Annotated in this window: 12 protein-coding genes and 2 riboswitches; of the genes, 7 read left to right on the top strand and 5 right to left on the bottom strand. The window is 67.4% G+C overall.

Features of this window, described 5'->3' with window-relative positions:
• Positions 1-5 precede the first annotated feature (5 nt).
• The gene (locus tag VUN84_16770) at positions 6-884 is read right to left on the bottom strand and encodes an ATP-binding cassette domain-containing protein (GenBank protein XAS63920.1); all 879 of its coding nucleotides are present in this window, start codon (positions 882-884) and stop codon (positions 6-8) included.
• Positions 885-1,085: 201 nt separating this feature from the next.
• Positions 1,086-1,229: riboswitch (TPP riboswitch) on the top strand.
• Positions 1,230-1,294: 65 nt separating this feature from the next.
• Between VUN84_16770 and VUN84_16765 the strand changes: the two genes are divergently transcribed.
• From VUN84_16765 to VUN84_16745, 5 genes are all read left to right on the top strand, one after another.
• Positions 1,295-1,969, top strand: coding sequence for an ECF transporter S component (locus VUN84_16765; GenBank protein ID XAS63919.1), 675 nt, complete (start codon positions 1,295-1,297; stop codon positions 1,967-1,969).
• Positions 1,969-3,600: an ABC transporter ATP-binding protein gene (locus tag VUN84_16760; protein ID XAS63918.1), complete on the top strand. Its 1,632-nt coding sequence runs from the start codon at positions 1,969-1,971 to the stop codon at positions 3,598-3,600. Before VUN84_16765 ends, VUN84_16760 begins: the two co-directional genes overlap by 1 nt.
• The gene (locus VUN84_16755) at positions 3,597-4,400 is read left to right on the top strand and encodes an energy-coupling factor transporter transmembrane component T (GenBank protein XAS63917.1); all 804 of its coding nucleotides are present in this window, start codon (positions 3,597-3,599) and stop codon (positions 4,398-4,400) included. Before VUN84_16760 ends, VUN84_16755 begins: the two co-directional genes overlap by 4 nt.
• Positions 4,401-4,495: 95 nt before the next feature.
• On the top strand, positions 4,496-6,019 hold the full coding sequence (locus VUN84_16750) for a UDP-N-acetylglucosamine 1-carboxyvinyltransferase (protein ID XAS63916.1): 1,524 nt from the start codon (positions 4,496-4,498) through the stop codon (positions 6,017-6,019).
• 33 nt (positions 6,020-6,052) lie between these two features.
• Positions 6,053-7,246, top strand: coding sequence for a glutamate--cysteine ligase (locus VUN84_16745; protein ID XAS63915.1), 1,194 nt, complete (start codon positions 6,053-6,055; stop codon positions 7,244-7,246).
• A gap of 84 nt (positions 7,247-7,330) precedes the next feature.
• Here VUN84_16745 and VUN84_16740 read toward each other — a convergent pair whose 3' ends face one another.
• The 3 genes from VUN84_16740 to VUN84_16730 are packed head-to-tail and all read right to left on the bottom strand — an operon-like array spanning position 7,331 to position 9,261.
• Complete coding sequence (locus tag VUN84_16740; protein XAS63914.1) at positions 7,331-8,539, bottom strand: O-succinylhomoserine sulfhydrylase; 1,209 nt, start codon at positions 8,537-8,539, stop codon at positions 7,331-7,333.
• Complete coding sequence (locus VUN84_16735; protein ID XAS63913.1) at positions 8,540-8,950, bottom strand: rhodanese-like domain-containing protein; 411 nt, start codon at positions 8,948-8,950, stop codon at positions 8,540-8,542.
• Positions 8,947-9,261, bottom strand: a complete 315-nt coding sequence (locus VUN84_16730) for a DUF1737 domain-containing protein (GenBank protein ID XAS65886.1) — start codon at positions 9,259-9,261, stop codon at positions 8,947-8,949. Before VUN84_16730 ends, VUN84_16735 begins: the two co-directional genes overlap by 4 nt.
• Before the next feature lie 43 nt (positions 9,262-9,304).
• Positions 9,305-9,419, bottom strand: a riboswitch (SAM riboswitch).
• Positions 9,420-9,790: 371 nt separating this feature from the next.
• On the opposite strand from VUN84_16730, the gene VUN84_16725 reads away from it, so the two are divergent.
• Positions 9,791-10,570, top strand: coding sequence for a hypothetical protein (locus tag VUN84_16725; protein ID XAS63912.1), 780 nt, complete (start codon positions 9,791-9,793; stop codon positions 10,568-10,570).
• A gap of 30 nt (positions 10,571-10,600) precedes the next feature.
• On the opposite strand, the gene VUN84_16720 is transcribed toward VUN84_16725, so the two are convergent.
• Complete coding sequence (locus VUN84_16720) at positions 10,601-11,548, bottom strand: aminodeoxychorismate lyase (protein XAS63911.1); 948 nt, start codon at positions 11,546-11,548, stop codon at positions 10,601-10,603.
• Positions 11,549-11,642: 94 nt separating this feature from the next.
• Between VUN84_16720 and cls the strand changes: the two genes are divergently transcribed.
• Positions 11,643-13,118 carry a cardiolipin synthase gene (cls, locus tag VUN84_16715; GenBank protein XAS63910.1) on the top strand — a complete coding sequence of 492 codons (1,476 nt, stop codon included), beginning with the start codon at positions 11,643-11,645 and terminating at the stop codon, positions 13,116-13,118.
• Positions 13,119-13,139: the final 21 nt, after the last annotated feature.

Raw genomic sequence — 13,139 nt, 5'->3', positions numbered from 1 at the left:
GGTTTTCAGACCTCCGCCATTTCATGGTTGTCGCCATAGACCTTGATGAAGACCTCGTCCAGGGAGGTCCTGGCCGTGGTGAAGGACTGCACGGCCACGCCCTGGCTGATGAGTTCCCGCAGGACGGTCGCCTGGTCTCCGCCGGGGCGGGGGGAGAGTTCCGCGTCGCCGCCGGCGGCGGTGACGATGTCGTACAGGGCCGAGGGCGGCAGCGCGCCGTCGTAGGAGAGCCGGTAGACGGTTCCACCGAATTGTTCCTGGACTTCGGCAACGGTGCCGTAGGCGCGGGAGGTTCCGTCTTTGAGCAGGATCACCCGGTCGCAGAGCCGTTCGACCTCTTCCATCTGGTGGGTGACCATGATGACGGTGGCGCCGGCGCGTTTTTGGTCTTCGATGATGTCCATCAGGAGGCGCCGGTTGACCGGGTCGAAGCCTTTGGTGGGTTCGTCCAGGATGAGCAGTTCGGGATCGTTCATGATGGTCACGCCGAGCTGGATTTTTTGCTGCTGCCCGCCGGAGAGCTTGTCCAGCCGCATGCCCGCCTTGTCCGGCAGGCCCACCCGTTCCAGGTACTCCCGGGACCAGGTCTTCGCGTGGGCCTTGTCCAGGCCTTTGAGCCGGCCGAAATAGACCATCACATCCAGGACGGACTCTTTCTTGTACAGGCCACGTTCTTCGGGCAGGTACCCCAGGCGCGCCCCGTCCTGCGGGGCGAAGGGCTTGCCGCCGATGTGGAGGGTCCCGGCGGTCGGCTGGTAAATGCCCAGCAGCGCCCGCAGCGTGGTGGTCTTCCCGGAGCCGTTGCTGCCCAGGAACCCGAACGTTTCCCCGGCCCGGACATCGAAGGAGAGGTCCCGGATGACGGTCGTATCCCCGAAGTCCATTCGAAAATCCTGAATGTGTACCAGCGGCTCCGCCGCCCCGCTCCCCAACGTCATGCCATAACCCTAACCGGAGGCGACGCCGGCAGCGGGATGAAGCGGCAGCGATCTGGTCGACGCCGCCAGCGGTCCGGCGCCCGGAGCGGGCTGCCGGATGAACGACGGCGCGCGGGTGTAAACTGGGCCACGCCCACAAGGGCGATTTAGATACGACAGGGGAGCGCCGCCGTCGGGCATTTCCGGAGGAATCCGGGGACACCACAGGTGGGCGCTGAGAGTGCGGACAGCCGCAGACCCTCGAACCTGATCCGGTTAGTACCGGCGCAAGGGAGTCGAGTTCTCAGAGTGACCCCGGTGGGCGGCAGAAGCCGTGGACCGGGTCACTCTCCCCTCCTGTTCCTCAGGAGGACGAAATGACTGACACATCTGCAAAGCACGGGTTCGGCAAGCAGGAACCAACCACCCCCGCGACCGCCGGGACCCCCGCACGGCGGACGCACGCCTGGCGTGTGGTGGACATTGTGCTGGCGGCGTTAATCGCCGTGGCTGGCGGCGTGATTTTCTGGGCTTGGTCCCAGGGCGCAAACCTCATCTCCGCACCCGTCAATGCGTTCTACCCGCCGCTCACCGGGCTCTACGCCGGCGGCTGGATGATTCCGGCGGTGCTGGGCATGCTGGTTATCCGGAAGCCGGGCGCGGCGGTGTTCTGCGAAACTGTGGCCGCCACGGGTGAGCTGATCATGGGCTCCCAGTACGGTGCCTCCGTGCTGTTTTCAGGCTTCCTGCAGGGCCTCGGCGCCGAACTCATCTTCGCCGCGTTCCTCTACAAAAGGTTCAACCTGCCGGTGTCCCTGCTGGCCGGTGCGGGTGCGGGCCTGTTCTGCGGCTTGAACGACTCGTTCCTCCCCTGGGGCTGGAACGTCGCCTACGAAGCCGGTGACAAATTCGCCTATATCATCTTCTGCGCCATTTCCGGGGCCGTGATCGCCGGCGGACTGTCCTGGCTCGCCACCCGCGGCCTGGCCAGGACCGGGGTGCTGGCTTCCTTTGCGTCCCGCAAGGCGGCATCGGAACCTGTGTTCTCCTGATGCCGGCAGACCACGCCGCCCGCCCCGCCGCGGTCACTGCCCGCGGTTGGGGCTGGCGGCACGCCGGCAGGCCCCGGCCCGCCATCAGGGGCCTGGACCTGGACATCCAGCCGGGGGAGCGGGTGCTGTTGCTGGGCCCTTCAGGTGCCGGCAAGTCGACGTTGCTTCATGCTTTGGCCGGGGTGCTCGGCGACAGCTCCACCGGAGAGGCCGGCCGCGGCGTCGATCCTGCGGACGACGCGGACGAGTCAGGCAGCCTGCTGATCGACGGTGCCGCGCCCCGGGCAGCGCGCGGCCGGGCCGGTTTAATGCAGCAGGACCCGGAGACCCAGGTGGTGCTTTCGCGGCTCGGCGATGACGTCGCCTTCGGCGCGGAAAACCTCTCCGTCGCGCCAGCGGACATCTGGCCCCGCGTGGCGGAAGCGCTCGAGGACGTCGGGCTGGGCGGGCTGCCGCTGAATCACCCGACGTCGGCACTGTCCGGCGGTCAGAAGCAGCGGCTGGCGCTCGCCGGGATCCTCGCGATGCGGCCCGGGCTGATCCTGCTGGACGAACCCACCGCCAACCTGGACCCGGCCGGCGTCCTGGAAGTCCGCGACGCCGTCGGCCGCTGCCTTGACAAGACCGGCGCCACTTTGGTGGTGGTGGAACACCGCGTCGCGGTCTGGAAGGACCTCGTAGACCGGATCGTAGTGCTGCAGCGCGGTTCCGCTACGGAGTCCGCCGTACTGATCGACGGGCCACCGGACCGGGTCCTGGCGCAGGCGCGGGACATGCTCACCGCCGCAGGCGTCTGGGTGCCCGGTTACGTGCCGCCGGCCAGGGCGCGCCGGACGCTGTCCGCGGAACCGGGTTCCGGCGTCAAAGGCGCGGGTCATCTGCTGCTGGCAGCGGAGGACCTGGCCGTCTCCCGGGAACGGCCAGAGCGCGCGGGATTCCGCGGCGGCTTCCGGCCGATTCCGCCGGTGCCCGTGCAAAAGGGGATCACCGCCCAGGTCCGCGCCGGAGAAGCGCTGACCATCACCGGACCGAACGGTTCAGGGAAATCCACCTTCGCCCTGACCCTCGCCGGCCTGCTCGCGCCCGTGGCGGGCAAGGTCTCCGCCACCCTGGAGCTAAGCGCAGGCGCCGGAATCGATCCCTACCGGTGGAAGGCGCAGCAGCTGATCGCGAGGATCGGCACCGTGTTCCAGGAACCCGAACACCAGTTCGTCACCGGCCGGGTGATCGATGAGCTGATGTTCGGGCCCCGGCACCTGGGCCGCGGCGAAGACCGCGTGGACGAACTGCTGGCGCGGCTCCGGCTGACTGAGCTCGTGGACGCCAACCCCTACACGCTCTCCGGCGGTGAGAAACGGCGCCTGTCCGTCGCCACCGTCCTCGCAGCCCATCCCCGGGTGCTGATCCTGGACGAACCCACCTTCGGCCAGGACGCCAACACCTGGGCCGAACTGGCCTCCTTCCTCTCCGAACTCCTCGATGGCGGCACCGCCGTCGTGTCCGTGACGCACGACGCCGAGTTCAGCGAGGTCCTTGGTGGCACCGAACTGCGGCTCCCGGCGGCTGAACCCGGCGGCCCCGACCCGCGCGACGCCGGGCACGGGACCCCCGGGAAGGTTGCCGCGCCATGAGGCAGGAGTTGATGGTGGGCGGAAACCACGCCCTGCTGACCCGGTCCAACCCCCTGGCGAAATTCGCTGCGGTCATGCTCATCACGATCGTGCTGGCGCTGTCCATCGACTGGGTGTCCGCATCGGTGGCGCTCGCCCTGCTGCTGGCGCTGCTTCCGCTGGCCGGGCTGACACCCGGCCGGCTCTGGCAGCGGGGCTGGCCGCTGATCCTGGCCGCGGCGTTAGGTGGTTGGAGCACCACGATCCTGGCACCGGACAACGGGAGCATCCTGCTCGACGCCGGAATCTGGTCGATCAGCGAAGGGTCCCTCGAACTCGGGCTCGGCTTTCTGATCCGAGGTCTGGCCATCGCGCTTCCGGCCATATTGCTGATGAGCTGTACAGATCCTACGGACCTGGCGGACGCCCTTGCCCAGAGAGCGGGACTGCCGCACCGCTTTGTCCTGGGGACGCTGGCCGCGATGCGGCTCGTCGGCCTGATGGCCGAGGAGTGGCAGACCATCGGGATGGCGCGCCGCGCCCGCGGCGTGGGCTCCCACGGGAATCCGCTGCAACGTCTCCGCGCCACCTTGGGGCAGAGCTTCGGATTGCTGGTCCAGGCCGTCCGCCGGGCTTCCCGCCTCGCGGTCACCATGGAGGCCCGGGGCTTCGGCGGCGAGCAACGCACCTGGGCGCGTCGGTCCACCTTCAGTGCCCTGGATCTGTGGGTGGCTCTTGGCGGGCTGCTGATCGCTGGCGCCGCCGTCGCCACTGCGCTGGCGGCAGGAACCTGGAACATGGTCTTCCTCGCACAGCACTGACGCCGATATCGCACAACGCGGGTATCACTGTGACCTTCACGGCAAAACAGTGGGAATGACGGGCCGGAATACGTCATGCATGATATTTTCTTGGAATGACTCAAGAGACTGCTGAACATGTTGGCGCCCTGCTCCGCGAAGCCCGCGGACAGAAGGGGTGGACCCAGGGGCAGCTCGCGTCCGAGCTGGGAACCAGTCAGAGCGCCATCGCCCGCATGGAGCAGGGCAAGCAAAACCTCAGCTTGAAGATGATCCAGCGGCTGGAAGCGATCTTCGGCCGGAGCATCGTCAAGGTGGGACGGCCCGCGATGACGCATCTCAGGGTTGAGGGCGGCAGGACCCTGTCCGGTTCCGTGGACGTCAACAGCAGCAAAAATGCCGGCGTCGCCTTGCTCTGCGCCAGCCTGATCAACCGCGGCACCACCATCCTGCGCCGACTGGCGCGGATCGAGGAGGTCAACCGGATTGTCGAGGTCCTGACGAGCATCGGCGTCGACTGCACGTGGCTGAACGCCAACGACCTGCAGATCCGCCGTCCCGCCACGCTGGATCTGGACTCGATGGACATCGAAGCCGCCCGCCGGACCCGCAGCGTCATCATGCTGCTGGGCCCGCTCCTGGACGAAGCCGGGGAATACCGGCTGCCGTACGCCGGCGGCTGTGACCTGGGCACCCGCACGGTGCAGCCGCACATGCAGGCCTTGCGCCAATTCGGCCTCAGCGTCGACGCGAAGTCCGGCTTCTATGCCGTGCAGGCTCCGCCGTCGGACGGGCACGACCGTTCCTTCGTGCTCAGCGAACGCGGTGATACCGTAACCGAAAACGCGATCATGGCCGCCGCCCACCGCAGCGGCACCACGATCATCCGCAACGCAAGCCCCAACTACATGGTCCAGGACCTCTGCTTCTACCTGCAGATGCTGGGCATCGGGATCGAGGGAGTGGGAACCACCACGCTGAAGATCACCGGACGTCCGTCGGTTGACGTGGACGTGGAATACTTCCCTTCCGAGGACCCGATTGAGGCGATGAGCCTCATCACCGCCGGCATCGTCACGAACTCGGAAGTCACGGTCCGGCGTGTGCCGATCGAATTCATGGAAATCGAGCTCGCGACGCTGGCGCAAATGGGCCAGCACCTGGAGGTGTCCGGGGAATACGTGGCCCGGAACGGCCGCACCAGGCTGGTGGACGTCACCACCCGGCCCTCGGAACTGCGCGCTCCGGAAGATAAGATCCACCCCATGCCGTTTCCCGGGTTGAACATCGACAACCTGCCCTTCTTCGCTGTCATCGCCGCAAACGCCCAGGGCCAGACGATGATCCACGACTGGGTCTATGACAACCGGGCGATTTACCTGACCGAGCTGAACAAGCTCGGCGCCCAGGTGCAGCTGCTGGACCCGCACCGGATCTACGTCAACGGGCCTACCAAATGGCGCGCGGCCGAGGTCGGCTGCCCGCCTGCCCTCCGCCCCGCGGCCTGCCTGCTGCTGGCGATGCTCGCCGCCCGTGGAGTCTCCGAACTGCGCAACATCTACGTGATCGAGCGCGGCTACGAGGACCTGGCCGAACGGCTCAACACCATCGGCGCAAAGATCGAGTACTTCCAGGACTGAATGTTTCGGCGGATCCTGCCGCACAATAGAACCATGCGCACCTTCGGCGTGGAGGAAGAACTGCTCATCGTGGACCCCGGAACCGGGAGGCCGCTGCCCCTCGCCGACGTGATGTTGCCCTGCCTGCTCCCGCCGGGGCCGGGCCCCGGCCCTGCCGGGCAGGATGCCCGCCTGCTGCCGCAGGCGGTCCACCCGGATCCCGGCTTCAGCTTCGAGCTCAAGCTCGAACAGATCGAAACCCAGACGCGGCCGTGCCTGGGGTATTTGGAACTGCTTGGGCAGCTCCGGTGCGGCCGGGCCCGCGCGGACCGCGCCGCCCGGTTGCACGGGGGCCGCGTCGCTGCCCTCGCCACCTCTCCGCTCGGTTCCGCCTCGCACTTGACGCCGAAGCAACGCTATATGACCATGCAGCAGCGCTTCGGGCTCACCGTCCGGAACCAATTGACGTGCGGGCTGCATGTCCACGTCCTGGTGGACTCCCCGGAGGAGGGCGTGGCGGTGATGGACCGGATCCGGGACAAGCTTGCCGTGCTCATTGCCCTCAGCGCGAACTCCCCGTACTGGAACGGTGTGGAGTCAGGATTCGAAAGCTACCGCACCCAGGCCTGGAACCGCTGGCCCGGCTCGGGTCCCACCATGATCTTCGGCAGTCTGCCGGCCTACCGCCGGGTTGTGGCCCGGCTGGTGGAAACCGGCGTCCTCATGGATGAGGGGATGGTCTATTTTGATTCGCGGCTGTGCCGGCATCACCCCACGCTGGAGATCCGGGTTGCCGACGTGTGCCTGCGGGCCGAGGACGCTGCGCTGATCGCTGTTCTGGTGCGTGCCCTGGTCGAGTCGGCGTCGCGGGAATGGAACGACGGAGTGGATCCGGCCCCGGTGCCGACGCTGCTGCTGCGGATGGCTGCGTGGCAGGCCAGCAACTGTGGACTCCGCGGGCACCTGCTGGACTTCGGGACCTTCAACCCGGCTCCGGCGGGGGACGTGGTCCGGGCGCTGGTGGACCTCGTGGCCCCGGTGCTTCAGGAGCAGGGCGAACTGGACCTGGTGCGGAACGGCATCGGCCGAATCCTGGCGCACGGCACCGGTTCCCAGCTGCAGCGGGAGCCGTTCTCCACGGGCGGGCTGCCCGCCGTCGTCAACCGGGCCGTCGACGTGACCACGCAGGGAACGGACGCCGGGACGCCGCCGGACGACGTCCCGCTCGGCAGCGTCCGGCGCGCCTGATCCGGTGGCGCTGGGACCGCATTTCGCGGCAGTACCGCCCGGAAACATTGCCGCGAACTGCTTGCTCGCCCAGGCCTGGCACGACTAGATCTGCTTGAGGCCCTGGCCGAGGTCGCGGATCAGGTCCTCAAGGTCCTCAAGGCCCACCGAGAGGCGCACCACGCCGTCGCTCAAACCGATCGCGGCCCGGCCCTCCGGCCCCATGGCGCGGTGCGTCGTCGTGGCGGGATGGGTGATCAGGGACTTCGAATCGCCCAGGTTGTTGGAGATATCGATGATCCGCAGCCCGTCCAGCAGCGCGAACGCGGCCTCCTTCGCTGACCTGCCGGGGGACGGGGAGAGTTCGAAAGTCAGCACGGTGCCGCCGGCCTTCATCTGCCGGGCGGCCAATTCGTGCTGCGGGTGGGAAGGCAGCAACGGGTACCGGACCCAGCTGACGCCGGGTTGCTCCTCCAGCCATTCGGCCAGCCGCAGGGCCGAAGCGGAGGAATGGTTTACCCGCAGGCCCATCGTCTCCAGGCCCTTGGCCAGCACCCACGCGTTGAAGGCGGAGAGCGCCGGGCCGGTGTGGCGCATGAGCTGCTTGACCGGTCCCTCGATGAATTCCTTGGTACCCAGCACCGCGCCGCCCAACACCCTGCCCTGGCCGTCGATGTGCTTGGTTCCCGAATAGACGATCACATCCGCGCCGAGTTCCCCGCAGCGCTGCAGCAGGGGGGTGGCAAAGACATTGTCGACGACGACCGTCGCCCCGGCGGCATGCGCCAGCTCGCTCACGGCGGCGATATCGACGATTTCCTGCATCGGGTTCGACGGCGACTCGAAGAAGACCGCCGTCGTCGGTTCAGAGAGCGCTGAGCGCCACTGCTCCAGATCCGGTCCGTCGACGAAGACCGTATGCACCCCCCATCGGGGCAGGATCTCGCTGAGGATCACGAAACACGAGCCGAACAGCGAGCGGGCTGCTACCACCCGGTCGCCGGCGGCCAGGAGGGCCCCAAGCGCGGTGAAAACCGCGGACATGCCCGAGGCGGTGGCAAAACAGGCCTCGGTGCCTTCGAGCAGCCGGAGCCGTTCCTGGAAGGTGGCCACCGTGGGGTTGCCGTAGCGGGAATAGACGAAGCGTTCGTCCTCGCCGGTGAAGGCGCGCTCGGCGGCGGCCGCGGATTCGTAGACGAATCCGGAGCTCAGGAAGATCGGTTCGGCGGTTTCCTGAAAACCGGTCCGGTCCAGGCCGCCACGGACAGCCTGGGTGCCGGCGCTCCAGCCCCCGGCCTCAGCATTGAAGGCCATTTAGTAATTTTCCGCGTTCGTGGGCAGGCCGCGGTTCCGCCAGCCGTTGACGGTCCGTTCGCCCTGCCGGTCGGGTTCGCCCTCAAAGCCTTCGAGGACGTTGTAGGAAGTGAACCCGGCGTCCGTGGCGGCGTGTGCTGCGGCAACGGACCGGACGCCCGAACGGCACAGGAAGAGAAGTTCGGTGTTGCCGGCTTCGGCAGCGAGTTGTCGCAGTTGCGCGATGAATTGCGGGTTGGGGATGCCGCCGGCCAGGTTCCACTGCAGGAAGAGCGGCGGGTGCGGTGTTCCGGTGGTGTCCGGGGTGCCGGTAAGGGCCCATTCGCCCACGGTGCGGACGTCCACGAGCAGGGCGCCTTCCTCGAGCTTTGCCCACGCCTCGTGCGGGCTGAGGTCTCCGGCGTAGCTCACGCGTGGCCCTCTCCGTCGAACTCTCCGTCAAATTTTCCGTCGAACTTTCGGTCGAACCCAGGGCCGCCCGCGGCGTCGGCGACGGCGGCATCGGCGCTGGCGATCGCCGCCGGCAGCACCAGGGCCTGGGCCACGACGACGTCGCTGCCGTTGAATGTGACGGCCGGGCTGCCGTGCAAAACGTAGCCCGCGGCGAGGGCGGCCGAGACGCGCTCGCAAAATGCACGGTCGTCGGGGCCGGTGAACAGGCGGTATGCCAGCTTCTTCCCGCTCGTGCCGGCAACCGCCGGGGACGGGGCTGGTGCCGGTATGGGTACTGCGGGGGTGGACGCGTCAGGCACGACGGATCTCCTTCTTTCACGCTTGCAGCTCGAATGGTCGATATGCCGAGTACTCACCTGAGGCACCCCGCCGCGAAAGGGAGGGTTGCCGTCCGGCCAGTCAGGGCTTGGCGCCGGTTCTCATTACTCACTAGAAACCTAACACTCTCGGACGCCGGCCCGCACCGTTGCCGCCGTCATGTCAAGTAACGGGCCGGAACGGAGAAAAGGTGCCGAACCGACAAAAGGTAATGCGGCGGCGCGTACCTGCTGTTCAATGCCATCACCATGGTGGCGCTGCCCGTGGTCCAGATCGTGGTTCTGCTGGACCTGATCCTCCGGCTTGCCTTGGGCTGCAGCCCGCTGGGCGGCGACGCCTGGCGAGTGCTCCGGAAAGTGTGATCCTAGCGTGACCGGCCGGCAGGCGGGGTCGTGTTTTTCACGGACCGGATGTCGTAAGCTCACGATTGTCGCGCCCGATCCGGTGCGTGACGCCATTACAGAGAAATTGGGGAGCTCCATGATTCTGCGCACCATCACTCCGGCAGCGTTGCTGCTCTCGACCGCTTTGGCGCTCGCAGGCTGCGGCGGCGCTCCGGCGCCTTCAGCCCCGGACGGTCCGTCCGCGGCCGCGGCCCCGGCCTCGCCGACCACACCTGACCCGTCATCCCCGGCCGCGGGCCCGTCCTCCGCGCCGTCGCCGGCCGCGACGGTGAAGGCCTATGCGGCCGGGGATCTCGCGCAGATCGTTGCCGGGCTCACGGACGAGCGCGGCGCCGGGTTCACCGCCGTATCCGCAGACCAGCTGGAGCAAGGCATCGCCACGGCGAAGAAGTTGATCGCTACGGCCGCGATCACCCCGCCCGAGTGCGCGGCGGTGGTGGACAGCAACAGCCAGATCCCGGAGGGAAGCAGCTATGCCAGCGGCGTGTCCCAGTCCGCCGCGGACCAGGTGGTCACCGTCGTCACGGTCGTGGCTGTCCAGGATCCGGACCTGCAACGCACCAAGCTGGACGAATCGGTAGCTGACAGCAAGAAATGCGCAAGCTTCACCATGGAGCTCCAGGGCCAAAAAGTCGCCAGCGAAACCAAAGTCCTGGACATCGCGACATCGGCGGAAAAGTCCTTCTCGACCATGGGCATCCAGACCCTGCCGACCGGGCAGACCCAGACCACTGTCACCGTCATGGGTCTCAGCGGTGCGCTGACGGCCGCGGCGGTGGCATCAGGCCCCGGAGTCACCGAGGACGCAGCAGCGGACCTGGCCCGGATCGTCGACGAAGCCCTTGCCAAGGGCTGAGCCGCACCGTCTCCGGCGGGCCCGGGGCCCTTACTCGATGGTGGCGTACAGCGCGTTGAGCTCCGCGGTGAGCTGCTGACGCAGGTCCGGCGTGCCGATTTCCCGGCCGTCGATGTGGTTGACGGGAGCCAGCAGCCGGATGCTGGAGATCAGCCAGACGGCGTCGGCGTCGTACAGGTCACGCGGCTCCAACGGGCCGTAGCCCAGCTCCCAGCCGGCCGCCTTGGCCGCGGTGAACAAGGCCCCCTGCGAGGTGCCGGGCAGGATTCCGCTGTCGAGCTGGGGCGTGATGAGCCGCCGGACCGTGCGCACCCCGCCGGCGCCGTCGTCGTCCGTGTCCAGGTGTGCGAGCAGGACGGTGGACGTCGGACCCTCCAGGACCCGCCCGTCCGCGGAGGTGAAGATCACGTCATCGGCTCCGTGCGCGTGCGCATAGCGAAGCGCTGCCATGTTGACGGCGTAAGAGAGGGTCTTGGCGCCCATGAGCAGCCAGGGGGCGCGTTCCCCGACTTCGCTGTCGTAGCCGCGGTCCAGCAGGAGCACGTCAATGCCGGTTTCGCGCTGGCGCCGTCCGGCGGCGCCGGGGACCGACGCCTGTACCCAGCAGGTGGGCCCCGCCGCGCCTTCGACGCCGCGGGTCACGAGGAGCTTGACGACGAGCTCGTCGTCGGTGGTCCCGCCGCCGGGCAGATGGCTGCGCCGGTATTCGCTGATCGCTGTCGCAATGGCCCGGCGCCACACGCCCTCGGCCGGGATGCCCAGCTCCAAAAGCCGGGCGGACCCGGCCAGCCGGTTCAGATGCGCCTGAAGCTTGCGGGGCTGTCCGCCCACAACCAGCAGCGACTCAAAGACGCCGTCGCCTCGGGTGGCTCCCTGGTCGGTCGCCATCAGCTGTGGTTTGGTGGCGTCGGCCAGCCGGCCGCCGTCGAACGCGGGATCCAGAAAGACCAGCACCGGAGCGGCTACGGGAGAAGTCATGCCTTCAGCTTAGTGCGGCGGGGTGACGGGATAGGATTTCAAGGTTGCCCGTTCCGGAACTGTTCCGCGGGCTTGGAGCTGGAGGGGTTCGCCTGTGCTGTGGCCGTTTTCGCTGGCGGATTCTCTTCCGTCATGGATCATCCTGATTCTGGCCGTAGTTGATTTCGGCATCAGGGTCCTGGCCCTGGGCATCATTCCCGGAAACCGGCGGCCCACCACTGCCATGGCATGGCTCCTCATCATCTTCTTTGTTCCGGCCGTGGGCCTGGTGCTCTTCCTGCTCTTCGGCAACTTCCGGCTCTCCCGCAAACGCCGGGCACAGCAGGACGCAGTGAACACCCGGGTCCGCGCCGGCGCCTCGGAGCTCGCGATGCTGGAGAGCGGCTATGAGGGCCCGGACTGGGTGCTGTCCGCGGCGGAACTGAACAAGACGCTGGGGTCGCTGCCGATGGTGGACGGCAACCACGTGGACCTCCTCCCGGGCTACCCGGATTCGTTCACGGCCATGGCGGCCGCCATCCGGGAAGCGGAGTCCTTCGTCAACGCCGAGTTCTACATCCTGAGTTCGGACCACTTCACCGATGACCTGCTGACAGCGATGGAGGAAGCCGCGGAGCGCGGCGTGGAAGTCCGCCTTTTGTTCGACCACCTGGGGACCCTGCGCGTCAAGGGTTACAGCAAGCTGATCGCCCGGCTCAAGGCCAGCAAGATCCGCTGGCGGCCCATGCTCCCGCTGCGGCCCGTCCATGGGCAGTGGCGTCGCCCGGACCTGCGCAACCACCGCAAAATCATGGTCATTGACGGCGAAGTTGCGTTCACCGGGTCGCAGAACCTGATTGAGCCCTCCTACAACAACCCTCGGCACCGCAAGGTGGGCCGCGAATGGGTCGAGCTGATGGCCTGCCTGCGCGGACCGATTGTCACCACGCTCAACGTGGTCTTCGCCACCGACTGGCTCAGCGAAACGGATGAAAACCTCGAACAGCAGCTGGCGCACCGCCCGGAACTGCACGCCGGGAACATCACGGCCCAGGTGGTGCCCAGCGGGCCGGGCTTCATCACCGAAAACAACCTGCGGCTCTTCAACACCCTGATTTACTCCGCGCAGCGCAACATCTCGATCTGCAGCCCGTACTTTGTGCCGGATGATTCGCTCCTGTACGCGGTAACGACGGCGGCGCAGCGCGGTGTCGACGTCGAACTTTTCGTCTCGGAGAAGGGCGACCAGTTCCTGGTCCACCACGCGCAGCAGTCCTATTACGAGGCGCTGCTGGAGGCCGGGGTGCGGATTTACCTTTACCAGGCCCCGTTTGTGCTGCACGCCAAGCACTTCACGATCGACAACGAGGTCGCGGTGCTGGGGTCAAGCAACATGGATATGCGCTCCTTCTCGCTGAACCTGGAAGTCTCCGTGATGCTCCTGGGTGAGGACATTGTCCGGCGGGTCAGCGCCGTGGAGGACACCTATCGCGGCGTTTCCCGCGAGCTGGTGCTTGAGGACTGGATGAAGCGGCCCATGGGGGTCAAATACGTAGACAACGTCGCCCGGCTGACGGCGACGCTCCAATAGCCTGCGGCGGTGCGGGCCGGA

It is taken from the genome of Micrococcaceae bacterium Sec5.8 (assembly GCA_039636775.1).
Taxonomy (GTDB): Bacteria; Actinomycetota; Actinomycetes; order Actinomycetales; family Micrococcaceae; genus Arthrobacter.
This window is presented reverse-complemented; position numbering and strand designations above follow the sequence as displayed.

Bases quoted from the DNA above. Each gene is read 5' to 3' on its own strand.
- VUN84_16770 (XAS63920.1), bottom strand. From the start codon at position 884: ATGGACTTCGGGGATACGACCGTCATCCGGGACCTCTCCTTCGATGTC.
- VUN84_16765 (XAS63919.1), top strand. From the start codon at position 1,295: ATGACTGACACATCTGCAAAGCACGGGTTCGGCAAGCAGGAACCAACC.
- VUN84_16760 (XAS63918.1), top strand. From the start codon at position 1,969: ATGCCGGCAGACCACGCCGCCCGCCCCGCCGCGGTCACTGCCCGCGGT.
- VUN84_16755 (XAS63917.1), top strand. From the start codon at position 3,597: ATGAGGCAGGAGTTGATGGTGGGCGGAAACCACGCCCTGCTGACCCGG.
- VUN84_16750 (XAS63916.1), top strand. From the start codon at position 4,496: ATGACTCAAGAGACTGCTGAACATGTTGGCGCCCTGCTCCGCGAAGCC.
- VUN84_16745 (XAS63915.1), top strand. From the start codon at position 6,053: ATGCGCACCTTCGGCGTGGAGGAAGAACTGCTCATCGTGGACCCCGGA.
- VUN84_16740 (XAS63914.1), bottom strand. From the start codon at position 8,539: ATGGCCTTCAATGCTGAGGCCGGGGGCTGGAGCGCCGGCACCCAGGCT.
- VUN84_16725 (XAS63912.1), top strand. From the start codon at position 9,791: ATGATTCTGCGCACCATCACTCCGGCAGCGTTGCTGCTCTCGACCGCT.
- VUN84_16720 (XAS63911.1), bottom strand. From the start codon at position 11,548: ATGACTTCTCCCGTAGCCGCTCCGGTGCTGGTCTTTCTGGATCCCGCG.